19 protein-coding genes and 1 tRNA gene are annotated in these 22,056 nt (G+C 58.4%); 9 read left to right on the top strand and 11 right to left on the bottom strand.

Translation table 11 applies throughout. The features are described from left to right. The first annotated feature begins 12 nt into the window (after positions 1 to 12). On the top strand, positions 13 to 1,059 hold the full coding sequence (locus ESZ00_RS11535) for a CPBP family intramembrane glutamic endopeptidase (protein ID WP_129208415.1): 1,047 nt from the start codon (positions 13 to 15) through the stop codon (positions 1,057 to 1,059). A 55-nt stretch (positions 1,060 to 1,114) separates the two neighbouring features. Here ESZ00_RS11535 and ribA read toward each other — a convergent pair whose 3' ends face one another. Beyond that, entirely contained in the window at positions 1,115 to 1,768 is a 654-nt protein-coding gene (ribA, locus tag ESZ00_RS11530; protein WP_129208414.1) for a GTP cyclohydrolase II, read from the bottom strand. Positions 1,769 to 1,841: 73 nt separating this feature from the next. On the opposite strand from ribA, the gene ESZ00_RS11525 reads away from it, so the two are divergent. Beyond that, entirely contained in the window at positions 1,842 to 3,188 is a 1,347-nt protein-coding gene (locus ESZ00_RS11525) for a sensor histidine kinase (protein WP_129208412.1), read from the top strand. On the opposite strand, the gene bshA is transcribed toward ESZ00_RS11525, so the two are convergent. The 5 genes from bshA to ESZ00_RS11500 form a co-directional block, all read right to left on the bottom strand. Beyond that, positions 3,146 to 4,300, bottom strand: coding sequence for an N-acetyl-alpha-D-glucosaminyl L-malate synthase BshA (gene bshA, locus ESZ00_RS11520; protein WP_129208410.1), 1,155 nt, complete (start codon positions 4,298 to 4,300; stop codon positions 3,146 to 3,148). The two genes, ESZ00_RS11525 and bshA, sit on opposite strands and share 43 nt — an antisense overlap. Before the next feature lie 150 nt (positions 4,301 to 4,450). Continuing rightward, on the bottom strand, positions 4,451 to 7,120 hold the full coding sequence (locus ESZ00_RS11515; protein ID WP_129208408.1) for a M14 family metallopeptidase: 2,670 nt from the start codon (positions 7,118 to 7,120) through the stop codon (positions 4,451 to 4,453). A gap of 69 nt (positions 7,121 to 7,189) precedes the next feature. Beyond that, the gene (nhaA, locus tag ESZ00_RS11510) at positions 7,190 to 8,545 is read right to left on the bottom strand and encodes a Na+/H+ antiporter NhaA (RefSeq protein WP_129208406.1); all 1,356 of its coding nucleotides are present in this window, start codon (positions 8,543 to 8,545) and stop codon (positions 7,190 to 7,192) included. Positions 8,546 to 8,602: 57 nt separating this feature from the next. After that, a complete protein-coding gene (locus ESZ00_RS11505) occupies positions 8,603 to 9,655 on the bottom strand; it encodes a sugar phosphate isomerase/epimerase family protein (RefSeq protein ID WP_129208405.1) in 1,053 nt (350 codons plus the stop codon). 161 nt (positions 9,656 to 9,816) lie between these two features. After that, a complete protein-coding gene (locus tag ESZ00_RS11500; protein WP_129208404.1) occupies positions 9,817 to 10,869 on the bottom strand; it encodes an NAD(P)-dependent alcohol dehydrogenase in 1,053 nt (350 codons plus the stop codon). 152 nt (positions 10,870 to 11,021) lie between these two features. Here ESZ00_RS11500 and ESZ00_RS11495 point away from each other — a divergent pair, with 152 nt between their 5' ends. The 3 genes from ESZ00_RS11495 to ESZ00_RS11485 all read left to right on the top strand — a co-directional run bounded on the left by ESZ00_RS11495 (position 11,022) and on the right by ESZ00_RS11485 (position 13,594). Further along, positions 11,022 to 11,957: an AraC family transcriptional regulator gene (locus ESZ00_RS11495; protein ID WP_129208402.1), complete on the top strand. Its 936-nt coding sequence runs from the start codon at positions 11,022 to 11,024 to the stop codon at positions 11,955 to 11,957. Positions 11,958 to 12,085: 128 nt separating this feature from the next. Next, positions 12,086 to 12,162: transfer RNA gene (locus ESZ00_RS11490), tRNA-Glu, on the top strand. Positions 12,163 to 12,283: 121 nt separating this feature from the next. Next, positions 12,284 to 13,594: an MFS transporter gene (locus tag ESZ00_RS11485; protein WP_129208400.1), complete on the top strand. Its 1,311-nt coding sequence runs from the start codon at positions 12,284 to 12,286 to the stop codon at positions 13,592 to 13,594. 33 nt (positions 13,595 to 13,627) lie between these two features. Here the strand turns inward: ESZ00_RS11485 and ESZ00_RS11480 are convergent, their stop codons facing one another. Genes ESZ00_RS11480 through ESZ00_RS11470 form a run of 3 tightly spaced genes read right to left on the bottom strand, consistent with a single transcriptional unit; the run spans position 13,628 to position 15,895 of the window. After that, complete coding sequence (locus tag ESZ00_RS11480) at positions 13,628 to 14,416, bottom strand: SDR family NAD(P)-dependent oxidoreductase (protein ID WP_129208398.1); 789 nt, start codon at positions 14,414 to 14,416, stop codon at positions 13,628 to 13,630. 13 nt (positions 14,417 to 14,429) lie between these two features. Further along, complete coding sequence (locus tag ESZ00_RS11475; protein ID WP_129208397.1) at positions 14,430 to 15,467, bottom strand: galactitol-1-phosphate 5-dehydrogenase; 1,038 nt, start codon at positions 15,465 to 15,467, stop codon at positions 14,430 to 14,432. Continuing rightward, positions 15,464 to 15,895 carry a secondary thiamine-phosphate synthase enzyme YjbQ gene (locus ESZ00_RS11470; protein ID WP_129208396.1) on the bottom strand — a complete coding sequence of 144 codons (432 nt, stop codon included), beginning with the start codon at positions 15,893 to 15,895 and terminating at the stop codon, positions 15,464 to 15,466. The genes ESZ00_RS11475 and ESZ00_RS11470 overlap by 4 nt, the downstream gene beginning before the upstream one ends. Before the next feature lie 303 nt (positions 15,896 to 16,198). Here ESZ00_RS11470 and ESZ00_RS11465 point away from each other — a divergent pair, with 303 nt between their 5' ends. Further along, complete coding sequence (locus ESZ00_RS11465; RefSeq protein ID WP_129208395.1) at positions 16,199 to 18,667, top strand: ABC transporter permease; 2,469 nt, start codon at positions 16,199 to 16,201, stop codon at positions 18,665 to 18,667. Positions 18,668 to 18,693: 26 nt separating this feature from the next. Here the strand turns inward: ESZ00_RS11465 and ESZ00_RS11460 are convergent, their stop codons facing one another. Together ESZ00_RS11460 and ESZ00_RS11455 are read right to left on the bottom strand one after the other, a co-directional pair. Further along, positions 18,694 to 19,941, bottom strand: a complete 1,248-nt coding sequence (locus ESZ00_RS11460; protein WP_129208394.1) for an RNA polymerase sigma factor — start codon at positions 19,939 to 19,941, stop codon at positions 18,694 to 18,696. Positions 19,942 to 20,021: 80 nt separating this feature from the next. After that, the gene (locus ESZ00_RS11455) at positions 20,022 to 20,384 is read right to left on the bottom strand and encodes a YciI family protein (protein WP_129208931.1); all 363 of its coding nucleotides are present in this window, start codon (positions 20,382 to 20,384) and stop codon (positions 20,022 to 20,024) included. 233 nt (positions 20,385 to 20,617) lie between these two features. Here ESZ00_RS11455 and ESZ00_RS11450 point away from each other — a divergent pair, with 233 nt between their 5' ends. From ESZ00_RS11450 to ESZ00_RS11440, 3 genes are read left to right on the top strand one after another with little or no spacing between them, the layout of a single operon-like run. Further along, the gene (locus tag ESZ00_RS11450; RefSeq protein ID WP_129208393.1) at positions 20,618 to 21,082 is read left to right on the top strand and encodes a MarR family winged helix-turn-helix transcriptional regulator; all 465 of its coding nucleotides are present in this window, start codon (positions 20,618 to 20,620) and stop codon (positions 21,080 to 21,082) included. Between the two features lie 37 nt (positions 21,083 to 21,119). Then, entirely contained in the window at positions 21,120 to 21,689 is a 570-nt protein-coding gene (locus tag ESZ00_RS11445; RefSeq protein ID WP_129208391.1) for an isochorismatase family protein, read from the top strand. Beyond that, a complete protein-coding gene (locus ESZ00_RS11440; RefSeq protein WP_129208389.1) occupies positions 21,686 to 22,012 on the top strand; it encodes a hypothetical protein in 327 nt (108 codons plus the stop codon). The genes ESZ00_RS11445 and ESZ00_RS11440 overlap by 4 nt, the downstream gene beginning before the upstream one ends. Positions 22,013 to 22,056 lie beyond the last annotated feature (44 nt).

The raw sequence follows: 22,056 nt of genomic DNA, 5'->3' as shown, positions 1-22,056 counted from the left end.
CCGAGAGGTGGTATGAACCAGCGCTCACGTTTCCGCTCGTTTTTGTGGTTTCTGATCGGCGTTTGCTACTTCTATGTAGCGCGTGAGATCGCGCAGCGTGTGGCTCTCGGCCTGAGTTCGGGCGTATGGCTCGAACTGGTGAACCGCATCGTGCTGCTCTTCCTGCTGATTGCGGGTTATGCAGGGATGGCCTATGCCGGGCAGAGCCAGCGTACACCGATCAAGCTCATGGGGCTGGCTTTGCGCAGCGGCTGGCGGCGCGAGGTAGGTCTCGGTGCGGCGCTCGGCTGGGGCGGCATGGTGGCGTGCGTGCTGCCGATTGCGCTCGCCGGCGGTCTTGTCATTACGTTCTTTACGGGCTGGGCGCAGATTCCGCTGCTGGTGCTCGATGTGGCTATTCTCGCCATTGCTGCGCTGGCCGAGGAAGTCGCCTTTCGCGGTTATCCTTTTCAGCGACTGATTGAGGCCTTTGGCCCGGTGCCGGCCACGATCGTGCTCTCAGCCCTGTTTGCCTTGATTCACCTTGGCAATCCTGGATCGACAGCGGCCAGCACCTTTGTGACGTTTCTTGCCGGCTGCCTGCTTTCGCTGGCATGGCTGCGCACACGCGCGCTCTGGGTGGGCTGGGGCTTTCATCTGGGATGGAATGTCTCGATGGGCATCCTGTTTGGGCTGCCCATCAGCGGGCTGACGAATTTTTCGCCGGTGATCCTGAGCAATACCATCGGTCCGGCATGGCTTACCGGCGGCGATTATGGTCCGGAGGGCAGCGCCATCTGCGTGCTGGTAATGTTCGCATTGCTGATTGTTCTGACGGTTACGACCTCCGAGCTGAAGTTCCGTTATGCGCAGCCGGTGATTGTGCCCGGTGGGTTCCCGGTGGATCTGGATGCTATGACAAAACGCCAGCACGAGGCTGCCATGGGGACAGCGCAGCCTGCTGCGCCGCCGCTGGTGCAGATTGGCGGCATTGCGCCGGCTCCCCAGGCGACAGCCCCAGCAGAGCCATTGCCAGAAAAAACGGAAAGCCCTGCTCCCAATCCTTCGCCGGAAAGCTGAAGGACCGCTGCACGCTGTGCAGATCCGGGCGGGGCTGAATTTGTAATGGCGGTGGTTACTTGACCGGTTGCGGGGCGATGAGATGGCCCATCTTGTCGCGCTTGACCTGGAGGTAACGCTCGAAGGTCTTCTCCGGCTCGATCTCGGCTGAGATGCGCTCGACGACCTGGATGCCGGCCGACTCGAGAGCTGCGACTTTTTCCGGATTATTGGTCATGAGCCGGACGGCATTGATGCCCAGCTTCTTGAGGATTTCGGCGGGGAGTTCGAATTCGCGGCAGTCCGCTTTATAGCCGAGCTGGACGTTCGCTTCGATGGTATCCAGACCCTGATCCTGCAATTCATAGGCCTTGAGCTTGGCCATAAGGCCGATGCCGCGGCCTTCCTGCTGCTCGTAGAGCAGGATGCCAGTGCCGGCTTCGGTGATCGTCGAGAGCGCAAGCTCGAGCTGCTGGCGGCAATCGCAGCGCAGCGAATGAAAGACATCGCCGGTGAGGCACTGCGAATGAATGCGGACGATCGGCGGAGCGGCGTGAATGTCGCCCATGACCAGCGCCACTGCTGCCTCGACACGAAGAGCCGGTGCCGTTGTGCCTTCTCGGCAAGGCTCAGGAGAGACGACGTCCCCTTCAAATCCCAGGATGCGGAAATGACCCCAGCGGGAAGGGAAGTCCGCGTCCGCAACCTTTCGAACATTCTGCAACGGCATAGATACATTATAGATGCGGCTCCCTGGGGATCGATTCGGGGGCATTTCCGGCATCTGGCGTTAGAGTAAAGAAGTGAACGAGTCGCGGCTTATCTTTATCACGCTGCTGGTCAAGCTGGGCGTTGCCGCCGCGGTTTCGAGCGCCCTCGCACGCTCGCGTACCTTCCAGAATCTGCTCTTTGCCAGCCGCCGCCGTCCGGCACAGGTTCTTGGCTTGTTGGCGTTCATCTGTATTCCGCTCGGGCTTGGTGTGTGGATGCGGTTCACCGTGCCAAATTTTCTGGCTGCGGATCTCTCGTTCGAAGCTACGGTCATCCTCGGCATTCTCTTTGGGCCTTTCGCTGCGCTGGTTGGCGGTGGTTTTCTGGCCTTGCCGGCACTGCTTCATCACGAATATCTGGCGTTGCCCTTTAACCTGGCCGTTGGCCTGACGGCCGGGCTCTTCGGAAAGTTTGCCGAGGAAGAAGAGGTCTGGTCCTTTTCGCCGTTTGTGGACCTGAGCATCTATCGCTGGATCAGGCGCAACCTGCGCAAGCCACGCTTCGATCGCCAGATTCTCCTGATGTTTTTGATCGTCGGCATGGAGATATGTCGGGAGTGGATTCACCGTGCCTATCCGCGGTGGCTATTTTCACTGCATCCGAGCTCCTGGGGCCCACGGCTGGCGATCTGGTTTGTTGCGCCGGTGGTCGTCGGCATTCCGTTGAAGGTTTGGAATGCGATTCGTACCGAGCGGTCACTCGAGGAGCAGAAGCGGCTGGTGCTGGAGGCGAGGCTGGACGCGCTGCAGCGGCAGATCAATCCGCACTTTCTCTTCAATACGCTGAACTCGATTGCTTCGCTGGTGCGCTTCCGTCCCGAGCAAGCGCGGGAGCTGATCGTGAAGCTGGCGAATATTCTGCGGGCTCTGCTCAAGGATCACGACTCCTACATTCTGCTGCGCGAGGAGCTGAGTTTTACCGAGGACTATCTCGGCATCGAGGTGGTTCGCTTTGGCGCGGACAAGCTGAAAGTGGTGAAGGAGATCGATGCGCGCACGCTGGATTACCCGGTGCCGAGCATGCTGCTGCAGCCGCTGGTGGAGAACAGCATCAAGCATGGGCTGGAGCCGCGCATCGGAGGCGGTACGATCACGCTTCGCAGCCGGCTCGAAGGCGAGCGCATGATTATCGAGGTGGAAGACGATGGCGTGGGGATTGCACCGGGCCGCTCGCATTCAAGCGGCGTGCTCCGCGGTACCGGCATCGGCATGAAGAATGTGCGCGAGCGGCTGGAGGTGCTGTACGGAGGCGCGGCGCTCTTCGACGTAACCAGTCGGCCGGGGCGCGGCACAAAGGTCACGGTGATTGTGCCGGTGGGTGGTGAGGGGGACGAGGCTCAGATCGTGACGCCGGCCGCACGCTCCACGACGCGCTCGTAGTACTTCTCGTAGAGCGGAATGATCTTCGAAGCACAGTAACGCTGCTGCGCGGTTTTGCGGGCAGCAGCAGCCATGGCCGCGTATTTGGTATCGTCGCTGAGCAGATCGATTGCTGCGCTGGCCATGCCGTCGATGTCGCCGACGTCGAAGAGGCGGCCGTTCTCGCCATCCTGCACGAGCTCGGGCACGCCACCCACAGCGGTTGCGATAGGTACGACGCGGCAGGCCATGGCCTCGAGAGCGGCGAGGCCGAAGGACTCCATCTCGCTGGGCATGACCATGAGATCGGCGAGCGGGAGCAGGTCGTTGACGCTGGCCTGTTTGCCCATGAAGTGGATGCGATCCTGGATGCCCGCGCGGCGGGCGAGCCATTCGGCCTGCGAGCGGTCGGGACCGTCGCCGACCATCAGCAGCTTTGCTGGTACCTGCTTTACAACTTCGGTGAAGACTTTCACGACGTCGACGGCGCGCTTGACGGGGCGGAAATTGGAGAGATGGACGAGAATCTTCTCGCCGGGCTCGGCGAACTGCGCGCGGCCGGCTTCGCGCACCTCGGCGCTGAGCGGTGTGTAGACATCGCAGTTGACGAAGTTTGGGATGACCTCAATCTCGCCTTTTACTTTGAATTGTTGCAGGGTTTGTTCGCGGAGATAGCTTGAAATCGCTGTGACGCCATCGCTCTGGTCGATGCCGAAGCGGGTGATAGGCAGATAGGAATGATCGAGGCCGACCAGCGTGATGTCTGTACCGTGCAGCGTGGTGACGAAGGGCAGGCGGCGATGGCGCTCGGCGAGCATCTGCCGCGCGAGGTACGCAGAGATGGAGTGAGGAATGGCATAGTGCACGTGCAGCAGGTCGAGCTGGTAGTAGGCTGCGACTTCCGACATGCGCGTGGCGAGTGCCAGGTCGTAGGGCGGATACTCGAAGAGCGGGTAATTTGAGACGGGCACCTCGTGATAGAAGATGCCATGTTCCCGGCCGGTGAGACGGAAGGGCTGCGAGTAGGTGATGAAGTGGACCTCGTGTCCGTTTGCGGCGAGCTCGATGCCGAGCTCGGTGGCCACGACGCCACTGCCGCCGTAGGTGGGATAACAGGTGATTCCAATCTTCATCGCAGCCCTTGTCTCATCTCTTCGGCTGAGATGAGTCCAGCCGTGATCTTTTGGACGCGCGACCGGGCGTGGAAGATGCAACACTACTTCGAGCAGGGCGAATCGTCTTCGGCCCTGCTCTTTTTGGTCGCGTTCTGGTCGTTTTTCAGCCTAGCGGTTTATGTCGTCTTGCTTCTCGGATTTGTGAACAGGCATTTTTGCCGCAGGCTCCTGCGCAACGGGGATGGGCGGCAGCTCGGCTAATGCCGGTTCCTCGTAGCGGTAGAGTGCGTTCATGAAGAACTTGTAGGTTCCGTGCGACTCGGCACGCCACTGTGGTTTGAAGCCGTAGAGAAAGATGTGTCCTTTTCCGACGGAAACTTCGACCGCCGCGGCTTGACCTTCGATCTTTTCAGGGTGCAGAAGGACGCCGCTCTCGAGAGGGTTGATCCCCTTCGGGTAGCGAGCCAGGATCGCACCGTTGAAGCCGGGCTTGAGAGCAAAGGCGGGACCTTTTTCGAACATGACGATGGGATTTTCAGGTAGTCCCCATACGGCAGGACGTGAGCGATCGGCAAGCTCGATGCGCAGGAGTGCGCCGGAGCAGAAGAACTGATCGCTGCTGACGCCATCGAGGATGTTGGTGACGGGCAGGCCGAGGAGATCGATGAGCGCTGCGGCCGCATCGTTGAATGCGACGAGGTTGCCGCCCTGCTGCACGAACTGGCGCAGGGCTTCGACGCCGCTGTTGTCGATGCCGCCGACATATTGGCTGGGCACGATGCCGGGCTTGAATCCGTTGAGAAGGGTGTTCTTCGAAACATCAGGCAGGATGATCGTGTCGAAGCGCGATTTGAGGTCGCCGGCCTTCATGCCGGCGTTGTAGATGCTGATGGGAGCGAAGTTGTATTTTTCAAGAATCCAGCGGGTCCAGCCTTCATCGATGGATGGGTCCCATGGACGATAGAGCCCGACACGCGCCTTGTGCAGGGGGATGGCATCGTCGCTCTTGGCGGCAGAGACGGCGGGCACACCCCACTTTGCAGTGATGGATTCGAGGCTGGTCCTGCCGATGCCGCTTACGAGGAAAGCGCCTGCTTCCGTACCTTCACTGGTTTTTATCGGGCTGCTGGAGAAGGAGACGGAGCCGCCTGTGGCGAGGATGTCATTGACGGCTTCGAAGCTGGCGTTAGATTTGTGGCTGAGGGCGAATACCGGTCCTGTGCCCTCGACACCGCCTTGTGGTGAAGCGATGGCGGGGATGAGTTCGAGGTGTGCGCGCTCTTCTTCGGAGACGGGATCGGTGACGGCATCGGCGCGGACGCCCATCTGCATGGGCAGAGTCCAGCCGGTGACATCGTAGGGCAGTGTGACGGGCTTGCCGGAGTTGCCGTCGAGGATGGCCTGCGGATAGTGCTGCGGCTCGAAGAGCTCCTTGACGAGATTGGACCACGGCTGATCCATAAGCACGATCCATGAGCCGGCGGGGTAGTCGATGCCGTTGGCGTGGAAGGTCTGCTTCGCAACGTGGATTTCGATGCCGTTCTTCAGCAGGACGTCGGCCAGCTGTGCTGCCTCGGGGGTGTCGGTCTGCGGATTGGGCAGGACGTAGGCATAGGGCGCGTTGTGCTGGTAATGCTCGATGTTGTCGTGCGCGGCCTGCCAGCGGTTGTAGAGAAGCTGCTCGTGGTACTTGGCTGCGGTGTCGAGAACGGACATGGAGCCGGCAACCATGTAGCGAACCGCGTCTCCGAGACGCCACCAGCCACCCTGCCATGGATCGGTGTACATGGTAAGTGCTTTTAGATCCTGCGACTCCTTGGGGAACTCATCCACGGTGTAGAAACGCGGTGTCGCATAGCGGTAGAGGGCGGTCTCCGTGAAGAATGAGACTTCGTTGCGGAAGACGTGAGTAAAGTCGAGGAAGCCGGGATACCAGTTGTCGAAGCGGTATTCGGAGATGGCCCCGGGCATGTGCTGTTCCTGCAGCGACGCGGACATTTGCGTGCCGATGACGTTGAGCCAGCTGCGCATGTAGGGGCTGATGTTCGAGGAGATGGGATCGGAGAAGGGTGGAATCCAGATGCGTGCCGGGAAGGGCGCGGTCTGGTGCTGGCAGTAGAAGATGGCCGGGCTCCAATCGATCTCAGCCTTGGTGACGACCTGCGACTCGATCATGTTCTGCATGTAGCCATCGCGGTTGTTGTCGTGACCGACGTAATCCTGGAAGAGCCACGGCATGGGGCTGACCTCATACTGCGTGCCGAGGTTCTGGCGGTACCAGTGCACGACCATATCCTGTCCGTCAGGGTTGAGCGTGGGCCAGAGCACGAGAACGACGTTGTTGAGAATGGCGTCGATCTGCGGATCGTTCTGCGCGGAGAGCAGTTTGTAGGCGAGGGCCAGCGAATGCTGGCCGCCGGCGACTTCGTTCGAGTGGAGTCCGCCGTCGATATGGACAATGATCTTTGTATTGTGCGCGAGCTCGCGCGCCTGGGCGTCGGTGAGATTGCGCGAGTCGGCCAGCTTGCGGGAGTTTTCCTTGTATTCGTCAAGGTGAGCAAGGTTCTCCGGAGAGGAGATGACGGCGATCTCGTATTCACGGCCTTCCGTGGACTTGCCTATGGAGAAGAGCTTGATGCGATCGGAGCTCGCGGCTAGAGCGTGGAAGTAGCGGATGGCGTCTTCGTAGTCGGCGAGATAGAAGTCGTCACCCGGTGTATGGCCGAGGATGGAGACGGGTGTCGGGACTTCGGCGTGTGCGGGCGAAGGCGCTGAGAAAATCAGAAAAGCAAAGAGCGGCAGAATGCCGGACAGACAGCGGCGCGAGCGAACAGGCATGGCACTTCCTCTGCAAGCAGGATGGACCTATCCTCGCATCGGAGAGCGAAAGCGCAAACAGATTTCCGCTTAATGCGTTGAAGATGTGGGGTTATCGGAAGGGACGGCGCGTTTCAGGAGAAAAAACCCTACGATACCGGCGATGAGCGAAGCAAGCAGGATGGCTGTTTTGGCGGCGTCGAGTTGCAGTGGATCATCGAAAGCCAGCGCGCTGATGAACAGCGAGACGGTAAAGCCGATGCCGGCCAGTACGCCGACTCCGGCGATCTGTGTCCAGGAGATCGAGGCCGGCAGCCGCGCAAGCCCGGCGCGTGTAGCGAGCCAGCTGACACTGAGGATGCCGAGCGGCTTGCCTACGATGAGTCCGAGCAGAACGCCCCAGCAGATGCTGCTGTGCAGGATGGTGCCGAGCGTCGACAGGGAAAAGGTGACCCCGGCATTGGAGAGCGCGAAGAGGGGAAGGACCAGAAAAGCAATCCAGTCGTGAAGCTTGCGCGTGATGCGGTCGGCAGGGGCTTCTGTCTTTGTAAGCAGGTATTCCATGGCGCCGAGGATGCGATGGACGCGCGCAGTATCGCCGCTGGACTGGGCAGACCTGAGATCCGTCATCATCTCGCTGCCGATTTCGCTGAAATCCGCAGATGAGATGCCAGCCTTGACCGGCATGAGAAAGCCGAGGATGACACCCGCGATCGTGGCGTGAATTCCGGAGCGAAGTACAGCAAGCCAGAAGGCGAAGCCGAGCGCGGCATAGAGAATCTGGCGGCCCAGGCCAATGCGACGGCAGAGCAGAATGACAACCAGAATGAGCGCCGCGATGAGCAGCGATTCCAGGTGCAGGTGGCTGGTATAGAAGATGGCGATGACGCCGATTGCGCCGATATCGTCAGCGATGGCGAGCGAGAGAAGAAAGATCTTGAGCTCCGGTGGCACACCCTTGATGAGAGTGAGAACTCCAAGCGAGAAGGCGATATCGGTGGCCATGGGAACACCCCATCCGTGCGCCCCGGGACGGCCGTGATTGAGCAGGGCGAAGATGAGTGCGGGCGCGATCATGCCGCCCAGGCCGCCGCAAACGGGCAGCGCGGCCCGGCGTAAATCGCGAAGCTCGCCGGAAACGAGCTCCTGTTTGATCTCCATGCCGACGAGAAAGAAGAAGAGCGCCATCATGGCGTCATTAATCCAGGCATGGATGGGAAGCTTGAGGCCGGAGAGCGACACCTCGATATGCCAGGCATGGAAGTAAGCTTCACGCCATGGCGAATTGGCCCAGGCGAGCGCGATGACCGCGGCTGCAAGCAGAAAGGCGCTGCTGACACCCTGGGTATGAATGAATGTCTGAATGGGCAGCTGAACGGTGCGCGCGATCAGCGATTCGCGTACATGAAGTTTGAGCGCGCCAAGTGTTCTCTCCGGTACAGCCATCCGTCCTCCTTCGCAACTGTGCTGCTTTCATGATGCACGGTTGTGTCGCGCTATGGGTCAAATTCCGAGCAGACGGCGATGGAGCGCTGGCGTGTTCTCTGTGCGCGCGAAGTCATCGAAGGCGTGATCGGTGACGCGAAGGATGTGCTGAGCGATGAATGCGGCGCCTTCGCGCGCGCCATCCTCGCTGTTTTTCAGGCAGTCTTCCCATTCGAGGACGGCCCAGCCTGGGTAGTCATACTGCGCCAGCTTGCTGAAGATGGCCTTGAAGTCGACCTGCCCATCGCCGGGCGTGCGAAAGCGGCCGGGGCGGTCAATCCAGTCCTGATAGCCACCGTAGGCTCCAGAACGTCCGCTGATGCGGAACTCGGCATCTTTGACATGAAAGGCGCGTATCCAGGGATGGTAGAGATCGAGGAAGGCGAGCGCGTCGAGTTGTTGCAGGATGAAGTGGCTTGGGTCGAATAAAATCCGGGCACGCGGGTGATGCTGAACGGCATCAAGAAAGCGCTCGAAGGTGATGCCGTCGTGCAGGTCTTCTCCTGGGTGGAGTTCGAAGCAGAGATCGACGCCAGCCTCGTCGAAGGCATGCAAAATCGGTTGCCAGCGGCGGGCGAGTTCGGCGAAGGCTTCATCGATCAGGCCGGCAGGGCGTTGTGGCCACGGATAGAAGTATGGCCACGCAAGCGCACCGGAGAAGGTGGCATGCGCGGCGAGGCCGAGATTGCGGCTGGCCTTTGCTGCGAGTGCGAGCTGTTGCGCGGCCCAGGCCTGCCGCTCCGCAGGGCGATCGGCAAGCTGCGGCGGACCGAAGGCGGCGAAGAGGCTCTCGTACGCAGGATGGATGGCGATGAGCTGACCTTGCAGATGCGTAGAGAGTTCGGTAACGACGAGATTGTGCCGGGCGAGTGTGGCGCGGAGATCGTCGCAGTAAGCTGTGCTCTCGGCTGCGAGTGCGAGGTCAAGGAAGCGGGGATCGTTGGTGGGCAGCTGGAGTCCGCGAAAGCCTAACTGCGAAGCCCATTGTGCAATGCCGGCAAGCGAATGGAATGGGTGCTTATCGCCGATGAACTGCGCGATGAAGAGCGCAGGACCTTGAATCGTCTTCATTGCATCTCCGGGCTGCGGCTCCGTAAGAATGTGCCGCGGGGGAATTCGTCTGCAAGCAAGGATGCTACATCGAAGCGGAGGTCGAATGCTTTGTAGAGAGGTTTAGGCAAGAAAAGACGCGCGAACCCTGGTTGGATTCGCGCGTTGAGGTTGGAGTTTGCTTACTTCTTGAGCGAGGCCATATCGATAACGAAGCGATACTTCACGTCGCTCTTCAGCATGCGCTCGTAGGCCTCGTTGATGTTCTGGATATCGATTTTTTCGATGTCGCTGACGATATTGTGCTGGCCGCAGAAGTCGAGCATCTCCTGGGTTTCCGGGATGCCTCCGATGAGTGATCCGGCGAGGCTGCGGCGGCCAAGGATGAGGCTGAAGGAGGAGACCGGCAGCGGCTTCTCGGGTGCGCCGACCAGAACCATGGAGCCGTCTACCTTCAGAAGATTGAGATAGGCATTCAGATCATGATCCGCAGCGACGGCGTCGAGGATGAAGTCGAAGCTGCCGGCGTGCTTCTGCATCTCGTCAGCATTCTTCGAAATGATGACCTCGTCGGCGCCGAGCCGCTTGGCATCTTCCGCCTTGCTGGGCGAGGTGGTGAAGAGCACGGTGTGTGCCCCCATGGCATGCGCGAACTTGAGACCCATGTGGCCGAGTCCGCCCAGGCCGACAATGCCGACCTTCTGCCCCTTGCCGACCTTCCAGTGGCGGAGCGGCGAGTAGGTGGTGATACCGGCGCAGAGCAGGGGGGCCGCTGCGGCAGGATCAAGATTTTCGGGAACACGCAGGACGAAGGCCTCGTCGACGACGATGCTATCTGAGTAGCCGCCGTAGGTCATGCCGCCGAGGTGCTTGTCCGGGCTGTTATAGGTGAGAATCGGGAACTGGACGCAATACTGTTCGAGACCAGCCTGGCATGCTGGACAGGTACGGTCGGAATCGACCATACAGCCGACGCCAACCAGATCACCTTGCCTGAATTTCGTGACCTTGGAGCCAACTGCAGTGACGCGGCCGACGATCTCGTGGCCGGGGACGGTCGGGAAGGTGGTATTTTGCCATTCGTTGCGGGCGGTGTGCAGGTCAGAGTGGCAGACACCGCAGAAGAGAATCTCAATGGCGACGTCGGTCTCCGTGGGAGTGCGCCGTTCCAGCGTGAAAGGCGCCAGCGGCGAGGTTGCCGACTGCGCCGCGTACGACTTCGCAGAAGTAGACATAACTTTTTTCGATCCTTCCTTACGGCCCTCTTGGACCCAGATCTATGAAAACCGATGTGCGGGGAAAAATCCATACACAGACCTGCCCCATTCTTGCCTGATTCTCCAGATGATTTCTCTTGCCGGGCCTTTCTCCGGTAATCTCGATAGTGATGGATACTTTCGAGCAGAATCGGCGCCGCATGGTGGAGCTTCTCGGCCAACTGGCTCACCTGGACGGTATGCGTCCTGGCCCTATCGAAGGTGTGCGCCTCCTTCGCTCCAGTTGTGCCTGTACGCGTGTTCCGGTGCTGTATGAGCCGAGCATCGTGATTGTGGCGCAGGGACGCAAGCGCGGCTTTCTGCACGACAAGGTCTACCATTACGACGCCCGGAATTATCTGACTCTCACGGTGCCGATGCCCTTTGAGTGCGATACCGAGATTGGTGAGGATGGTCCGTTTCTTGGGATTGGCGTGCGTATCGATCTTGCGGTTGTGAGTGAGATCCTTTTGCGCATGGAGATGCCGTCGCGGCCGACATTGGTGACCACTCCGGAATCGACCGTGAGTGCGACGCCGATGGATCCCGGGCTTAGCGATGCCGCGGTGCGATTGCTGGAATGCATGACGAGCCCGCTCGATGCCAGTGTGCTAGGGCCGCAAATCATTCGTGAGATGACCTACCGGGTACTGCGCGGCCGACAGGGCGGAGCACTGCAGTCTCTACTGCTTATGGACCCTTCACGGTTACAGATGCACCGCATCCTGCATCGCATGCATTCGGAGTATGCGGGAGTCTTTGAAGTTCCGGCTCTGGCTCAGGAAGCCGGGATGAGCATATCGGCACTGCATCATCACTTCAAGGCGGTGACCGGGACCTCTCCGCTCCAGTATCTGAAGGCGGTGCGGTTGCATAAAGCACGCATGATGATGGTGCAGGACTCGCTGAGTGCCTCGATCGCGGCGGAACGCGTGGGCTATCAGAGTCCCTCGCAGTTCAGCAGGGAATTCAAACGCATGTTTGGGACCTCGCCCATCGAAGAGGTGCAACGAATGCGGGAGCGGTTCACTCAGGGATCTCCAAGCCGGGAAGCGTTGGCCGGATAGGGGGCTGTTGCACGGTGTATTTGCGCAAGAATCCACAGCTAAGAGATGATTTTTCTGTTATATTCAAGAAGTTGGTTCTGACGCAGGATGCCTTTTATAAGGAGATCCGCCAGGCCAAGGTCCAATACGGCGCCATGGTGTAATTGGTTAACACGTCGCCCTCTCAAGGCGAAGAGTTCGGGTTCGATCCCCGATGGCGCTACCAAACTCCCTTCTAAATATAGACTCAGCGCAGCAGATCACTCTTTCCATGTCTTAATCATTGCTTGAGATTTGGATTTATCTGCAGATGTTCGCCTCCAGAGACTTCCTCTACACTGGCGCAGATGCCTATTGCCGAAGAGCTAACCTCGGAGTACTCCTCATCTGAGCCCTATCGCTGGACCATTGGCCTGTTGCTCGGTTTTGGGGTGCTGGTCAACTACTTCGATCGCGTAAATCTTTCGGTATCGCATGACGCGCTTGTCGAAAGCTTCCACATTACACCGGCTGTCTTTGGGCAGCTCTCAGCAGCTTATTCATGGACTTACGCTGCCTGTCAGCTGCCGACGGGAGTGGTGCTGGATAAGTTTGGCGTGCGCAAAGTCTCGCTGATATCAACCGCGATCTGGGGGATTGCTTCCATTGCCGCAGCCTTTGCGCCCGGTCTAGTCGTGTTCTTCGCGGCGCGGCTGCTGCTGGGCATCGGTGAAGCGCCAACCTTTCCAGCAAGTGCCAAAGCTGTAGGAGCGTGGTTCCCGACAGGGGAACGCTCGTTTGCGACCGCCATCTTCGATAGCACCGCAAAGCTGGCGAATGCGATCGGTGTACCGTTGTTAGGACTGCTCCTGTTGCGGGTGGGCTGGCGTTGGTCCTTCGGATTTACCGGGTTGCTGTCATTTGGCTATCTCGCCGTATTTGCATTGCTGTATCGCGAGCGAAGCCGCTTCTTCCCGCACAAGATTATTCGGGATGAGAGAGGCGCGGACGATGTTGGGGCTATGCTTGCGCCACCCGTTCCACTGAGCCGTTTGCTGCGCCAGCGCAAGGTGATCGGAGCTGCTATCGGCTCCGGAGCCTACAACTATGTGTTTTACCTGCTGCTGACCTGGCTGCCGACCTATCTGGCCCAGACGCAGCACATCACGTTGCGGCAGTCGTTCCTATACACCGGCGCGCCCTGGCTGGTGGCTACGCTTTGCGGGCTGCTCATTGGTGGAGTGCTAGTGGACTTGCTTATCAAGCGTGGGCTGGATGCCAGTGCAGTGCGGCGGACGGTGCTGATTGGCGGCATGTGTTGCGGCCTGGGCATTGCAGGTGCTGCCTTTGCGCACAGCGTCATCTCGGCATTGATTCCGATCACGATCGCCATCAGTGGTCTCGCCGCCGCATCGCCAGTTCTGTGGAGCCTGCCGTCGCTTCTGGTGCCGAATTCGAGTGCTGGAAAGGTAGGAGGGATCATGAACTTCTCCAACCAGCTCTCAGCGATTGCCGCACCTATTCTGACCGGATGGATGGTGCAGCTTACGCATCGCTATGTGCTTGCGTTCGTGATCCCAACGGTGTACATCCTCATGGGCCTGGTTGCCTATGGGACGATGCTGGGGCGTATTGAGCCGGTGAAGATAGATGCAACGCCAGCAGGGAATGCATTTTGATCGCTCCGGGCGCGTTGGAACATACGCGGCAGCCTACTTGTTCACGGTTGCACGGGTGCGGCCTACAGTGATGCCGCCATCCACCAGCAATATCTGCCCAGTCATGTAGCGCGAGGCTTCGCTGGCAAGAAAGACGATCGCGCCATCCAGATCATCGGGTTTTCCGGGACGGTTGAGGGGGATGCGCTCCTTCAGATACTCGACCCAGGTCTCATCCTCATACATCACCTTGTTTTGTTCGGTCCTGAACCAGCCTGGGGCAAGGACGTTGACGGTGATACCGTACTTACCCCAGTCGTCGGCCAGGCTCATCGTAAGCTGGCGAATGCCTCCGCGGCTGGCTCCGTAGGGAGACAGGCCGCTGTAGCCGAAGACACTGGTGACAGAGCCGATGTTAATGATGCGGCCGTAGCCGCGCTGAGCCATGTTTTGTGCAATCGCTTGTGCAACAAAGAATGGTCCACGCAGGTTCGTATCGAGGATGGTGTTCCAGTCTTCCCACGTGACTTCAAACGCGGGTTTGCGGATGTTGCAGCCAGCGTTGTTTACCAGGATATCGATCTTGCCATAAGCGGCTTCCGCAGCCGAGGCGAATGCGGAGATGCTGTCTTTCTCGCGCACATTCAGCGTGAGTGCCTTCGCCTCGATCCCCAGGTCGGACAGTTCTTGAAGGAACAGATCGCAGTCACCGGCTTTGCGGCTGGTGATGATGAGCTTTGCACCGGCGCGGCCGAGAGCTCGTGAGAAATACTGGCCTAAACCGCGCGATGCGCCGGTGACCACAGCTACCTGTCCCGTGAGATCGAAGAAGTTATAGCTCATGCGTATGCCTTTATTATGCGTTCGGCGTAACAACGACCTTCAGCAGGCCGGTCTCTCGGTTGTGCAGGCGGCGGAACCAGTCGGAAGCCTGTTCCAGCGAGGATGTGGCAGAGATCAATGGCTTGACTGTGATAGCGCCATGGCTCATCAGGCGAATCGCCTCTTCATATTCGCCAGCCGAGGCGCAGGAGCCCTGTAAGCGGACTTCACGCGTGACTACGCGTTGCAGCGGCAGCGGCACTTCCGGTTCGATGTTGCCAATGAGCGTGACAGTGCCGCCTTTGCGTACGCACTCGATGGCAGCAACGACGGTTTCGGCTCGACCCACAGCCTCCAGCACTATGTCCACACCGCGTCCTCCAGTACGACGCAATACTTCATGAATCAGTTCTTTACCGCCAAGATGCAGCGTGTCCGGTATGCCGACTTCCTTGGCGATCTTCAATCGCGCCGCATCCACATCGGCAATCATGACTGCATTGCAGCCAGCGGATCTTGCTGCTTGCGCTGTGAGCAGACCGATCATGCCGGCGCCGATCACCAGCACGGACTCATCGCCTTTCATCTGTGTGACACGCACGCCGTGCAGAGCGACAGATACTGCTTCGAGCATTGCGGCTTCTTCGAAAGGGAATTGGTCGGGAAGTCGATAAAGGATGCGTGCTGGGACCGCAACCAGTTCCGCGAAGGCACCATCGCGCCGGTAGTCTCCGCAGGAAACACCGAGAACCTGGCGATGATCACAGAGGTTCACTTCGCCGCGCTGACAGAATTCGCACTTGCCGCAATACACGGTGGAGTCAAAGGTGACGCGATCGCCTGGCTTGTAGTCTTTTACCTCAGCGCCTACCCGCTCGATGATGCCGGCTGCCTCATGGCCCATTACGATGGGCGGGATGCGACGCCCGGAAGCGCCCTGGTAGCCATGCACATCGCTGCCACAGATGCCACAGGCTGCTACTCGAATCAACACTTCGTCGGAAGCGCAGGTGGGGACAGAGATATCCATGATCTGCAGATTTCCGTATTCGGAAAGCATGAGTGCCTTCATCTGTTTCCTCTCTCATCCCCGATCAGGTGCAGCACGATTTCTCGCCGATGAGGATGCGTGCGATGTTCAAAAAGGTAGACGCCTTGCCAGGTACCCAACACGAGGTTGCCATTGATCACTGGTATGGATAACTGCACCTGGGTCAATGCGGTTTTCAGATGAGCCGGCATATCGTCAGGGCCTTCTGCGGTATGAATGTACGGCCCATCCTCAGGCGCGAGATGGTCGAAATATGCTTTGATGTCGCGTCGCACGGTAGGATCGGCATTTTCCTGGATCAAAAGCGAAGCTGAAGTATGCCGGCAAAATACTGTCAGCAGGCCGGTCTGGATCTTTTGACGCACCACCCATTCGTCGATGGTCGACGTAAATTCATAAAGACCCTGGCCGCGTGTCGATATTTCAACCTTATGCACTGACTGCTTCAATCCTCATGCCTCTGTCTTTGCGGAATCTGGTTGAGCTAATAGAAGTTTATGGGATGCTGCCTCGAGACGTGAGAGAGCGGATCAGGAAGGAAGTGCGCTCGTGTCTGGTGAAGAGGATGATTTACGGACCAGGCAGTGGAAATTCAGGGTCATGATGTCGATTTCCGGCTTGACACTTTCTTTGATGTGTTGATATCAACGTATATCGCTGACCACGCACTTGGCCTGGTTTTGAAACACAAGGCATGGTGGCAAGAGGATAGATCGAGGGTTAGCCAAGCCTGAAGAGCGTCGAGGACCTTCATGTTATTCCTTCACGATCTGAAGATTGCGGTACGCTCGTTATGGCGCGTACGCTCGTTGTGGTTTACGGTAGCCCTCACGCTGGCGCTTGGCATCGGTGCGAACGCCGCCATCTTTAGCGTAGTGCGTGCGGTGCTGCTGCGTCCTCTTGCAAATCGCGATGAGGATCGCTTGCTTTACCTAAGGCAGAGCGCGCCCGGACTGGGCGAGCAAAACACGACTTTTTCTATTCCGGAGATCGATGATCTCGGGAAGAATCTCAAGACCATCACTGAGCTCGGAACCTTTTCGACTCTGGACTTTACGATCATCGGTCTGGGGACGCCACGCGAAATTCCAGCAGGTGTTGTCGATGGTCACTACTTTGAGGTCATGGGATTGCGGCCTGTGCTGGGCCGGCTGTTGACAACGTCCGATGACGGTCCTAATGCAGCAGGAGCCGTTGTGCTGACGTATCGCTTCTGGAAGGAGTCATTGCACGGCGATCCCAGCGTGATTGGCAAGTCTGTGCATCTTGAAAGCTTTGCTGGACCGCGGAACGCGACCATCGTTGGAGTGCTTGAACCTTCGGTTCCATATCCAGTCGCCACTGAGATTATGGCCAACATCGTTACGAGCCCGCATCATCTCTCTGCCACCATGGTCACGGGCCGGGAGCATCGGATGACGGAGGTCTTCGCTCGGCTGGCGCCGGGGGCCACACTTGATGCCGCGCGCTCTGAATTGCGCGTGCGCTACGCCGCCATGCTGAGCGCGCACCCAGAAGTCTACAGGCCCGACAATCATTACCAAATAGAAGTGAAGCGCATGCATGAGCAGATCAATTCTCGTGCGAACACTGTTCTGTGGGTGCTTTTTGCGGCTGCTGGTTTGCTCTTCATCATTGCCTGCTCGAATGTGGCGAATCTGGTGCTCGCTCGTACTGTTCGCCGCGAATCCGAATTGGCCGTGCGCTCAGCGCTTGGAGCCAGCACAGCATCGCTGCGCCGCTCGCTGCTGGCTGAAAGCCTTGTGCTTTGCGGAAGCGGAGTTTTTGCAGCCCTGCTCCTTGCATGGCCCATGGTTGCTATTCTGGGACGCTATGCTGCGCGTTTCTCGGTACGGGCGGATGGATTGACGCTCGACCTCAACCTGGTGTGGTTTGGCATTGCACTCGCGCTGGTTGCCGCGGTTTTTCTCGCTTACATTCCACGTCTTCCTTCAGCCAGTGCGCAACTCGGTACCAGCCTTGCAAGCGGTGGATCACGCAGCAGTACAGGGAGCAGTAACCGCCGGTTACGCATCTTTGCGGTGATGCAGATTACGGCTTCATTCCTGCTTCTGACTGGAGCAGCTGTACTCATGCGCACGCTTTACACGCTTGAAAATACGCGCCCGCCCTTCGATACTTCGCATGTCCTCGCGGTCAATCTACCGGTACTCACCTATGGGAGAACGCCTCAGGAGGTGCAAAATTTCTACCATGATGTGCAGCGGCGCGTGAGCGCGTTGCCCGGCGTGGCTCATGTCTCCACAGGCTTCAGCGTTCCGTGGCGTGACGATCAGGGACTGGATATCAGCTTTGCCTTTGCTATCCCGGGGGCTGCGCGCAAAAACGGAATCGATGACTGGCACGCGAAATTCCGTTCGATCTCACCGGGTTACTTCGATACATTGGGCGTGCCACTCGTAGAGGGGCGCGATTTTCGGGATGCAGACAAAGCCGGCAGCGAGCGCGTCGTGATTGTGAGCGAAAGCCTGGCCAAGACGCTTTTCCCGAATGGCAATGCTCTTAATCGCGAACTGAGCTGGACTGATGGCGTGATGAAGTTCGTCGGAATCGGCTACGAGCCACGCCGCATTGTTGGAATTGTTCCTGATATCGATGATGAAAACATTATTCCTGCACCGGCTATGACCGTTTATCAGCCTACCGATCAGGAGGGGTGGCAGGGGCGGCTATTTGTGCGTGCCAAGACCGATGATCCATATGCTCTCGCGCCAGCTATCACGCGGACCATTCACGAGATTTCGGCCGAGCAGCCCGTGGAAAAATTGAGCACACTCGATGACATTCGCGCAGAAGTAATGACGCCAGACAAGCTCAACGCCATCGTCTTCGGTGGCTTCGCCGCTGTCGCTCTTCTGATCTCAATTGTCGGGGTAGCCGGTGTGCTTGCATTTTCTGTCAGCGGACGTACGCGAGAGTTTGGGATTCGCATGGCGCTCGGCGCGCAGCCGCGGAACATTCTCACGGACGTGATATTGCAAGGGTTCACGATTGCCGGAATCGGCGTCGGCGTGGGGATTGTGTGCGGGCTGGTTTTTGCGCGCGGAGTCGCCAGGTATATCGCAGATGTGCGCCAACCTGGATTACTTGCATTCCTCATATCCGCCTTCGTCATTCTTGCTGCGGCAGTGATTGCCTCCGCAGTGCCGGCAAGCCGCGCTGCGCGGGTAAATCCGGTGGAGGCTTTGCGGTCGGAATAGGCTAAGCAGATGCTGGGACTTCTTAGCTAAATAGCTTTTGCGCGTTTCGCCTCCAGAAACTGTCGTACGGAAGGATCGCGTTCCATACCAATCGCCACGTCATACGCATGGCGTGCCTCAGCCATTGCACCGGTTTGCAACAGCAGTTCTGCCCGGGCTGCCCAATAGGGTTGGTATTCCATCAGTCGCGCATCCGCGCCGATCTCATTCAAACTGGCAAGCGCTGTTTGCGCGCCGGAAACCTCCGCCATCGCCAGCGCTCGATTCAACATCGCAACAGGAGAGGCAGTCAGCGTTACCAGCGCATCGTACAACTTCATCACGGCCTGCCAGTTCGCATGACCTGTCCGGCGCCGTTCGACATGTGCCGACTGAATCGCAGCCTCCAATTGATAACGTCCAATTCTGCCCATTGCACTCGCATGCCGGAGCACTGCTTCTGCCTGCTCGATCCGGCTTGCATCCCACAGCGCCGTATTCTGCTGCGCCAATGGAATGTACTCACCAGCCGCTCCTCTGCGGCCCGCACGCCGCGCTTCGGCATAAAGCATCAGCGCCAGCAACCCCCATGCCTCAGGCTCGTCGGGCAATAGCTCCGTTACCAGCCGGCAAAGATAGATCGCTTCTTCCGCAAGATCGCGTCGCGCCACATCTGTTCCTGCGGCATCCATCCAACCTTCCGAGAATGCGGCATAAATTGCATCCAGCACGGTTTCCAGCCGTTCACCCAGCTCGTTGCGTTCAGGAATTTGAAAGGGAATTCCTGCCTGGCGAATTTTGATCTTCGCGCGCACCAGCCTCTGCCCCATGGCCGATGGAGAAACTAGAAAGGCTGAAGCAATGCGTGCAGCGTCTAGGCCGAGCACCGTCTGTAGCATGAGTGGCGCGCGAATCCCTGCGTCAATCGCCGGATGCGCACAGGTAAACAGCAGGGCAAGTCGCCGGTCCGGAATCTTACCCATGTCCTCAGCGGCAATGGACAAGCTTGAAGCTATTGCTTCTAATGCATCGGCTCCGATATCGCTACGCCGCTTGCGCAAATCATCGACAAGCCTGCGTCGTGCTACCGTCAGGAGCCATGCCTCGGGATTTGCAGGTGGTCCATCTACCGGCCAGCGATCGAGCGCCGCTGCAAATGCATCCGCCAGCGCATCCTCAGCCGAGGCTACATCTCCCGATCGTGCAGCCAGAAAGGCTATCAGCTTTCCGTAACTATGCCGTGCTGTTGCCTCTGCCACCTCATGTGCCAGCACGCCGCCACCTGCATTGCTCATGTATGCGTCATTGTTACAGGCCAGACTTCTGTGCAACATCCCATAGACAAAAGTCCAGCCCATAGCCTGGAAGTATCGAGCTAGCTGGGATACTCGCTTATTTCCCAGATTGCGCGCACTTCTACGGTTCCGTGTTGAGCGCCGGGGCAACGCCGCGCCCATGCCAGCGCTGCATTCAGATCTGGTACGTCAATCAGATAATAGCCACCCAGCTGTTCTTTTGTGTCTACAAAAGGTCCATCCAGCACCTGCGTTTTTCCGTTTGTCAGGCTCACGGTAGTTGCAGTTGCCGCTGGCCGCAGCCGATGCGATCCCTTATGCACTCCGGCTTCCTGGAGTGCCTGTGTATAGGCGCCATAGGCCGCCACAGCCTGTTGCTGCTGCTCCTGGGACAGGTTGTTCCACTGGGTGTCGTCTGCATACAGCATAAGCAGATATTGCATAGAATTCCTCCGTTGAAGGATTTTAGACTTCACCTTCATGTCGTATGAACTCCGATGATTTCGACATCCGACGAAAAACTTTTTTCGAGAAACAGGGCATCAGCAAAAGCAATTTGAAAATTTCCGTTCCGAGCGATAGAGCTCCGATTCGTTTCACCGAGTCAGCAGGTAAATTTTATTTAGATATGCAGTAAAACTGTACAGGCAAACTGTAGAAATGCTATGCTCAAACCATGAGCAAAAGATTGCCCGCCTCCGAGTCTGAAACTGCATCAGAACTTGCTGCGCAAATTCGGGCTACCCTGAGCAGGCTGAAGCGCCGCTTGCGCGAGCACGGTGGGAGGGAAGATTTGACACCATCTCAAATCTCCGTCCTGCTGCGTCTTGAAAGGGATGGTGCTGCCACGGTGTCAGGCCTGGCTCGCGCAGAGGGGATGCGCCCTCAATCGATGAGCTCTATCGTCACTGCTTTGCAGAATACAGGACTGGTCGATAGCTCTTCCGATCCGAACGATGGCCGCCAGACACTCATGATGCTCAGCAGCAAGTGTGAAAAATTGCTTCGGGAGGGCCGCGCCGCGAGGCAGGATTGGCTCACTGCCGCAATCCTGCAACAGCTCTCCGCTCAGGAGCAGCAGAAGCTATCAGCAGCTCTCGAGCTGCTGAACCGGCTTAGCGAAGATGGCGCTCTCGCGTGAGGCCGCTTGTTGCTACCAGATCGAAGGAGAAAAGCGCATGCCAGTCACAACGATCGACGATAAAACAGCTCTTATCGTCGTTGACCTCCAGAAGGGCATTGTCAATTCGCCCACGATCCATCCGATCTCCGAGGTTATCGAGCGCTCCTGCATGTTGATTGATGCCTTCCGAAAACATGGGCTCCCAGTTGTACTCGTGAATGTGGCAGGTGGAGCTCCCGGCCGCACCGAGCAGCCACGACGTTATGCGACGCTGCCCGAAGGATTCACAGACCTGCTTCCCGAGTTGAACGAGCAGCCTGGGGACATCGTGGTGACGAAGAGAACATGGGGCGCATTCGCGAGCACAGATCTTGAAAGCCAATTGAAGGCGAGAGGCATCACGCAGGTTGTTCTTGCAGGCGTGGCTACCGGAACCGGCGTGGAGTCCACTGCGCGCCAGGCCTATGAGCATGGCTTCCACGTCACGCTTGCTCTCGACGCCATGACCGACACGCGTTCGGAGTCGCACGCATACAGTCTTTCGCATGTTTTTCCTCGTCTTGGAGAAACCGGTACGACCCAGGACATTATCGATCTGCTGGCCAAAAGGAGCTCTAAGCAATGAACTGGCTGCATCTCGTCTCGTACTTCTTCGGCGGTGTCTTTCTGGCCAACGCCGTTCCACATTGTGTCAGCGGTATGATGGGGCAGCCTTTTCAGAGCCCTTTTGCAAAGCCGCCAGGACAGGGGCTTTCTTCCTCGACTGTCAACGTTCTATGGGGATTCTTCAACGCAGTCGTCGGTTATGTGCTGGTGTTACGCGTCGGGCACTTCGATGCGCGATCGACGAGCGATGTTCTTATGCCTGCAGCAGGTGCACTGCTCATCAGTATCTTTTCAGCGCGTCATTTTGGCCAGTTTCATGGGGGCAACACGCCGGGAGATTGATGATAGAAGTTTCTCCCGCACTCCGCACAAACCGTTAAGATGCC

Source organism: Silvibacterium dinghuense (assembly GCF_004123295.1).
Classification (GTDB): Bacteria; Acidobacteriota; Terriglobia; order Terriglobales; family Acidobacteriaceae; genus Silvibacterium; species Silvibacterium dinghuense.
The sequence above is the reverse complement of the archived record's forward strand: the minus strand, read 5'-3'. Positions and strand labels throughout refer to the sequence as shown.

What these genes read in the sequence shown, in the direction of transcription:
- ESZ00_RS11535 (WP_129208415.1), top strand. Translation starts at nt 13, where the DNA reads ATGAACCAGCGCTCACGTTTCCGCTCGTTTTTGTGGTTTCTGATCGGC.
- ribA (WP_129208414.1), bottom strand. Translation starts at nt 1,768, where the DNA reads ATGCCGTTGCAGAATGTTCGAAAGGTTGCGGACGCGGACTTCCCTTCC.
- bshA (WP_129208410.1), bottom strand. Translation starts at nt 4,300, where the DNA reads ATGAAGATTGGAATCACCTGTTATCCCACCTACGGCGGCAGTGGCGTC.
- ESZ00_RS11515 (WP_129208408.1), bottom strand. Translation starts at nt 7,120, where the DNA reads ATGCCTGTTCGCTCGCGCCGCTGTCTGTCCGGCATTCTGCCGCTCTTT.
- nhaA (WP_129208406.1), bottom strand. Translation starts at nt 8,545, where the DNA reads ATGGCTGTACCGGAGAGAACACTTGGCGCGCTCAAACTTCATGTACGC.
- ESZ00_RS11505 (WP_129208405.1), bottom strand. Translation starts at nt 9,655, where the DNA reads ATGAAGACGATTCAAGGTCCTGCGCTCTTCATCGCGCAGTTCATCGGC.
- ESZ00_RS11500 (WP_129208404.1), bottom strand. Translation starts at nt 10,869, where the DNA reads ATGTCTACTTCTGCGAAGTCGTACGCGGCGCAGTCGGCAACCTCGCCG.
- ESZ00_RS11495 (WP_129208402.1), top strand. Translation starts at nt 11,022, where the DNA reads ATGGATACTTTCGAGCAGAATCGGCGCCGCATGGTGGAGCTTCTCGGC.
- ESZ00_RS11485 (WP_129208400.1), top strand. Translation starts at nt 12,284, where the DNA reads ATGCCTATTGCCGAAGAGCTAACCTCGGAGTACTCCTCATCTGAGCCC.
- ESZ00_RS11480 (WP_129208398.1), bottom strand. Translation starts at nt 14,416, where the DNA reads ATGAGCTATAACTTCTTCGATCTCACGGGACAGGTAGCTGTGGTCACC.
- ESZ00_RS11475 (WP_129208397.1), bottom strand. Translation starts at nt 15,467, where the DNA reads ATGAAGGCACTCATGCTTTCCGAATACGGAAATCTGCAGATCATGGAT.
- ESZ00_RS11465 (WP_129208395.1), top strand. Translation starts at nt 16,199, where the DNA reads ATGTTATTCCTTCACGATCTGAAGATTGCGGTACGCTCGTTATGGCGC.
- ESZ00_RS11460 (WP_129208394.1), bottom strand. Translation starts at nt 19,941, where the DNA reads ATGAGCAATGCAGGTGGCGGCGTGCTGGCACATGAGGTGGCAGAGGCA.
- ESZ00_RS11455 (WP_129208931.1), bottom strand. Translation starts at nt 20,384, where the DNA reads ATGCAATATCTGCTTATGCTGTATGCAGACGACACCCAGTGGAACAAC.
- ESZ00_RS11450 (WP_129208393.1), top strand. Translation starts at nt 20,618, where the DNA reads ATGAGCAAAAGATTGCCCGCCTCCGAGTCTGAAACTGCATCAGAACTT.
- ESZ00_RS11445 (WP_129208391.1), top strand. Translation starts at nt 21,120, where the DNA reads ATGCCAGTCACAACGATCGACGATAAAACAGCTCTTATCGTCGTTGAC.
- ESZ00_RS11440 (WP_129208389.1), top strand. Translation starts at nt 21,686, where the DNA reads ATGAACTGGCTGCATCTCGTCTCGTACTTCTTCGGCGGTGTCTTTCTG.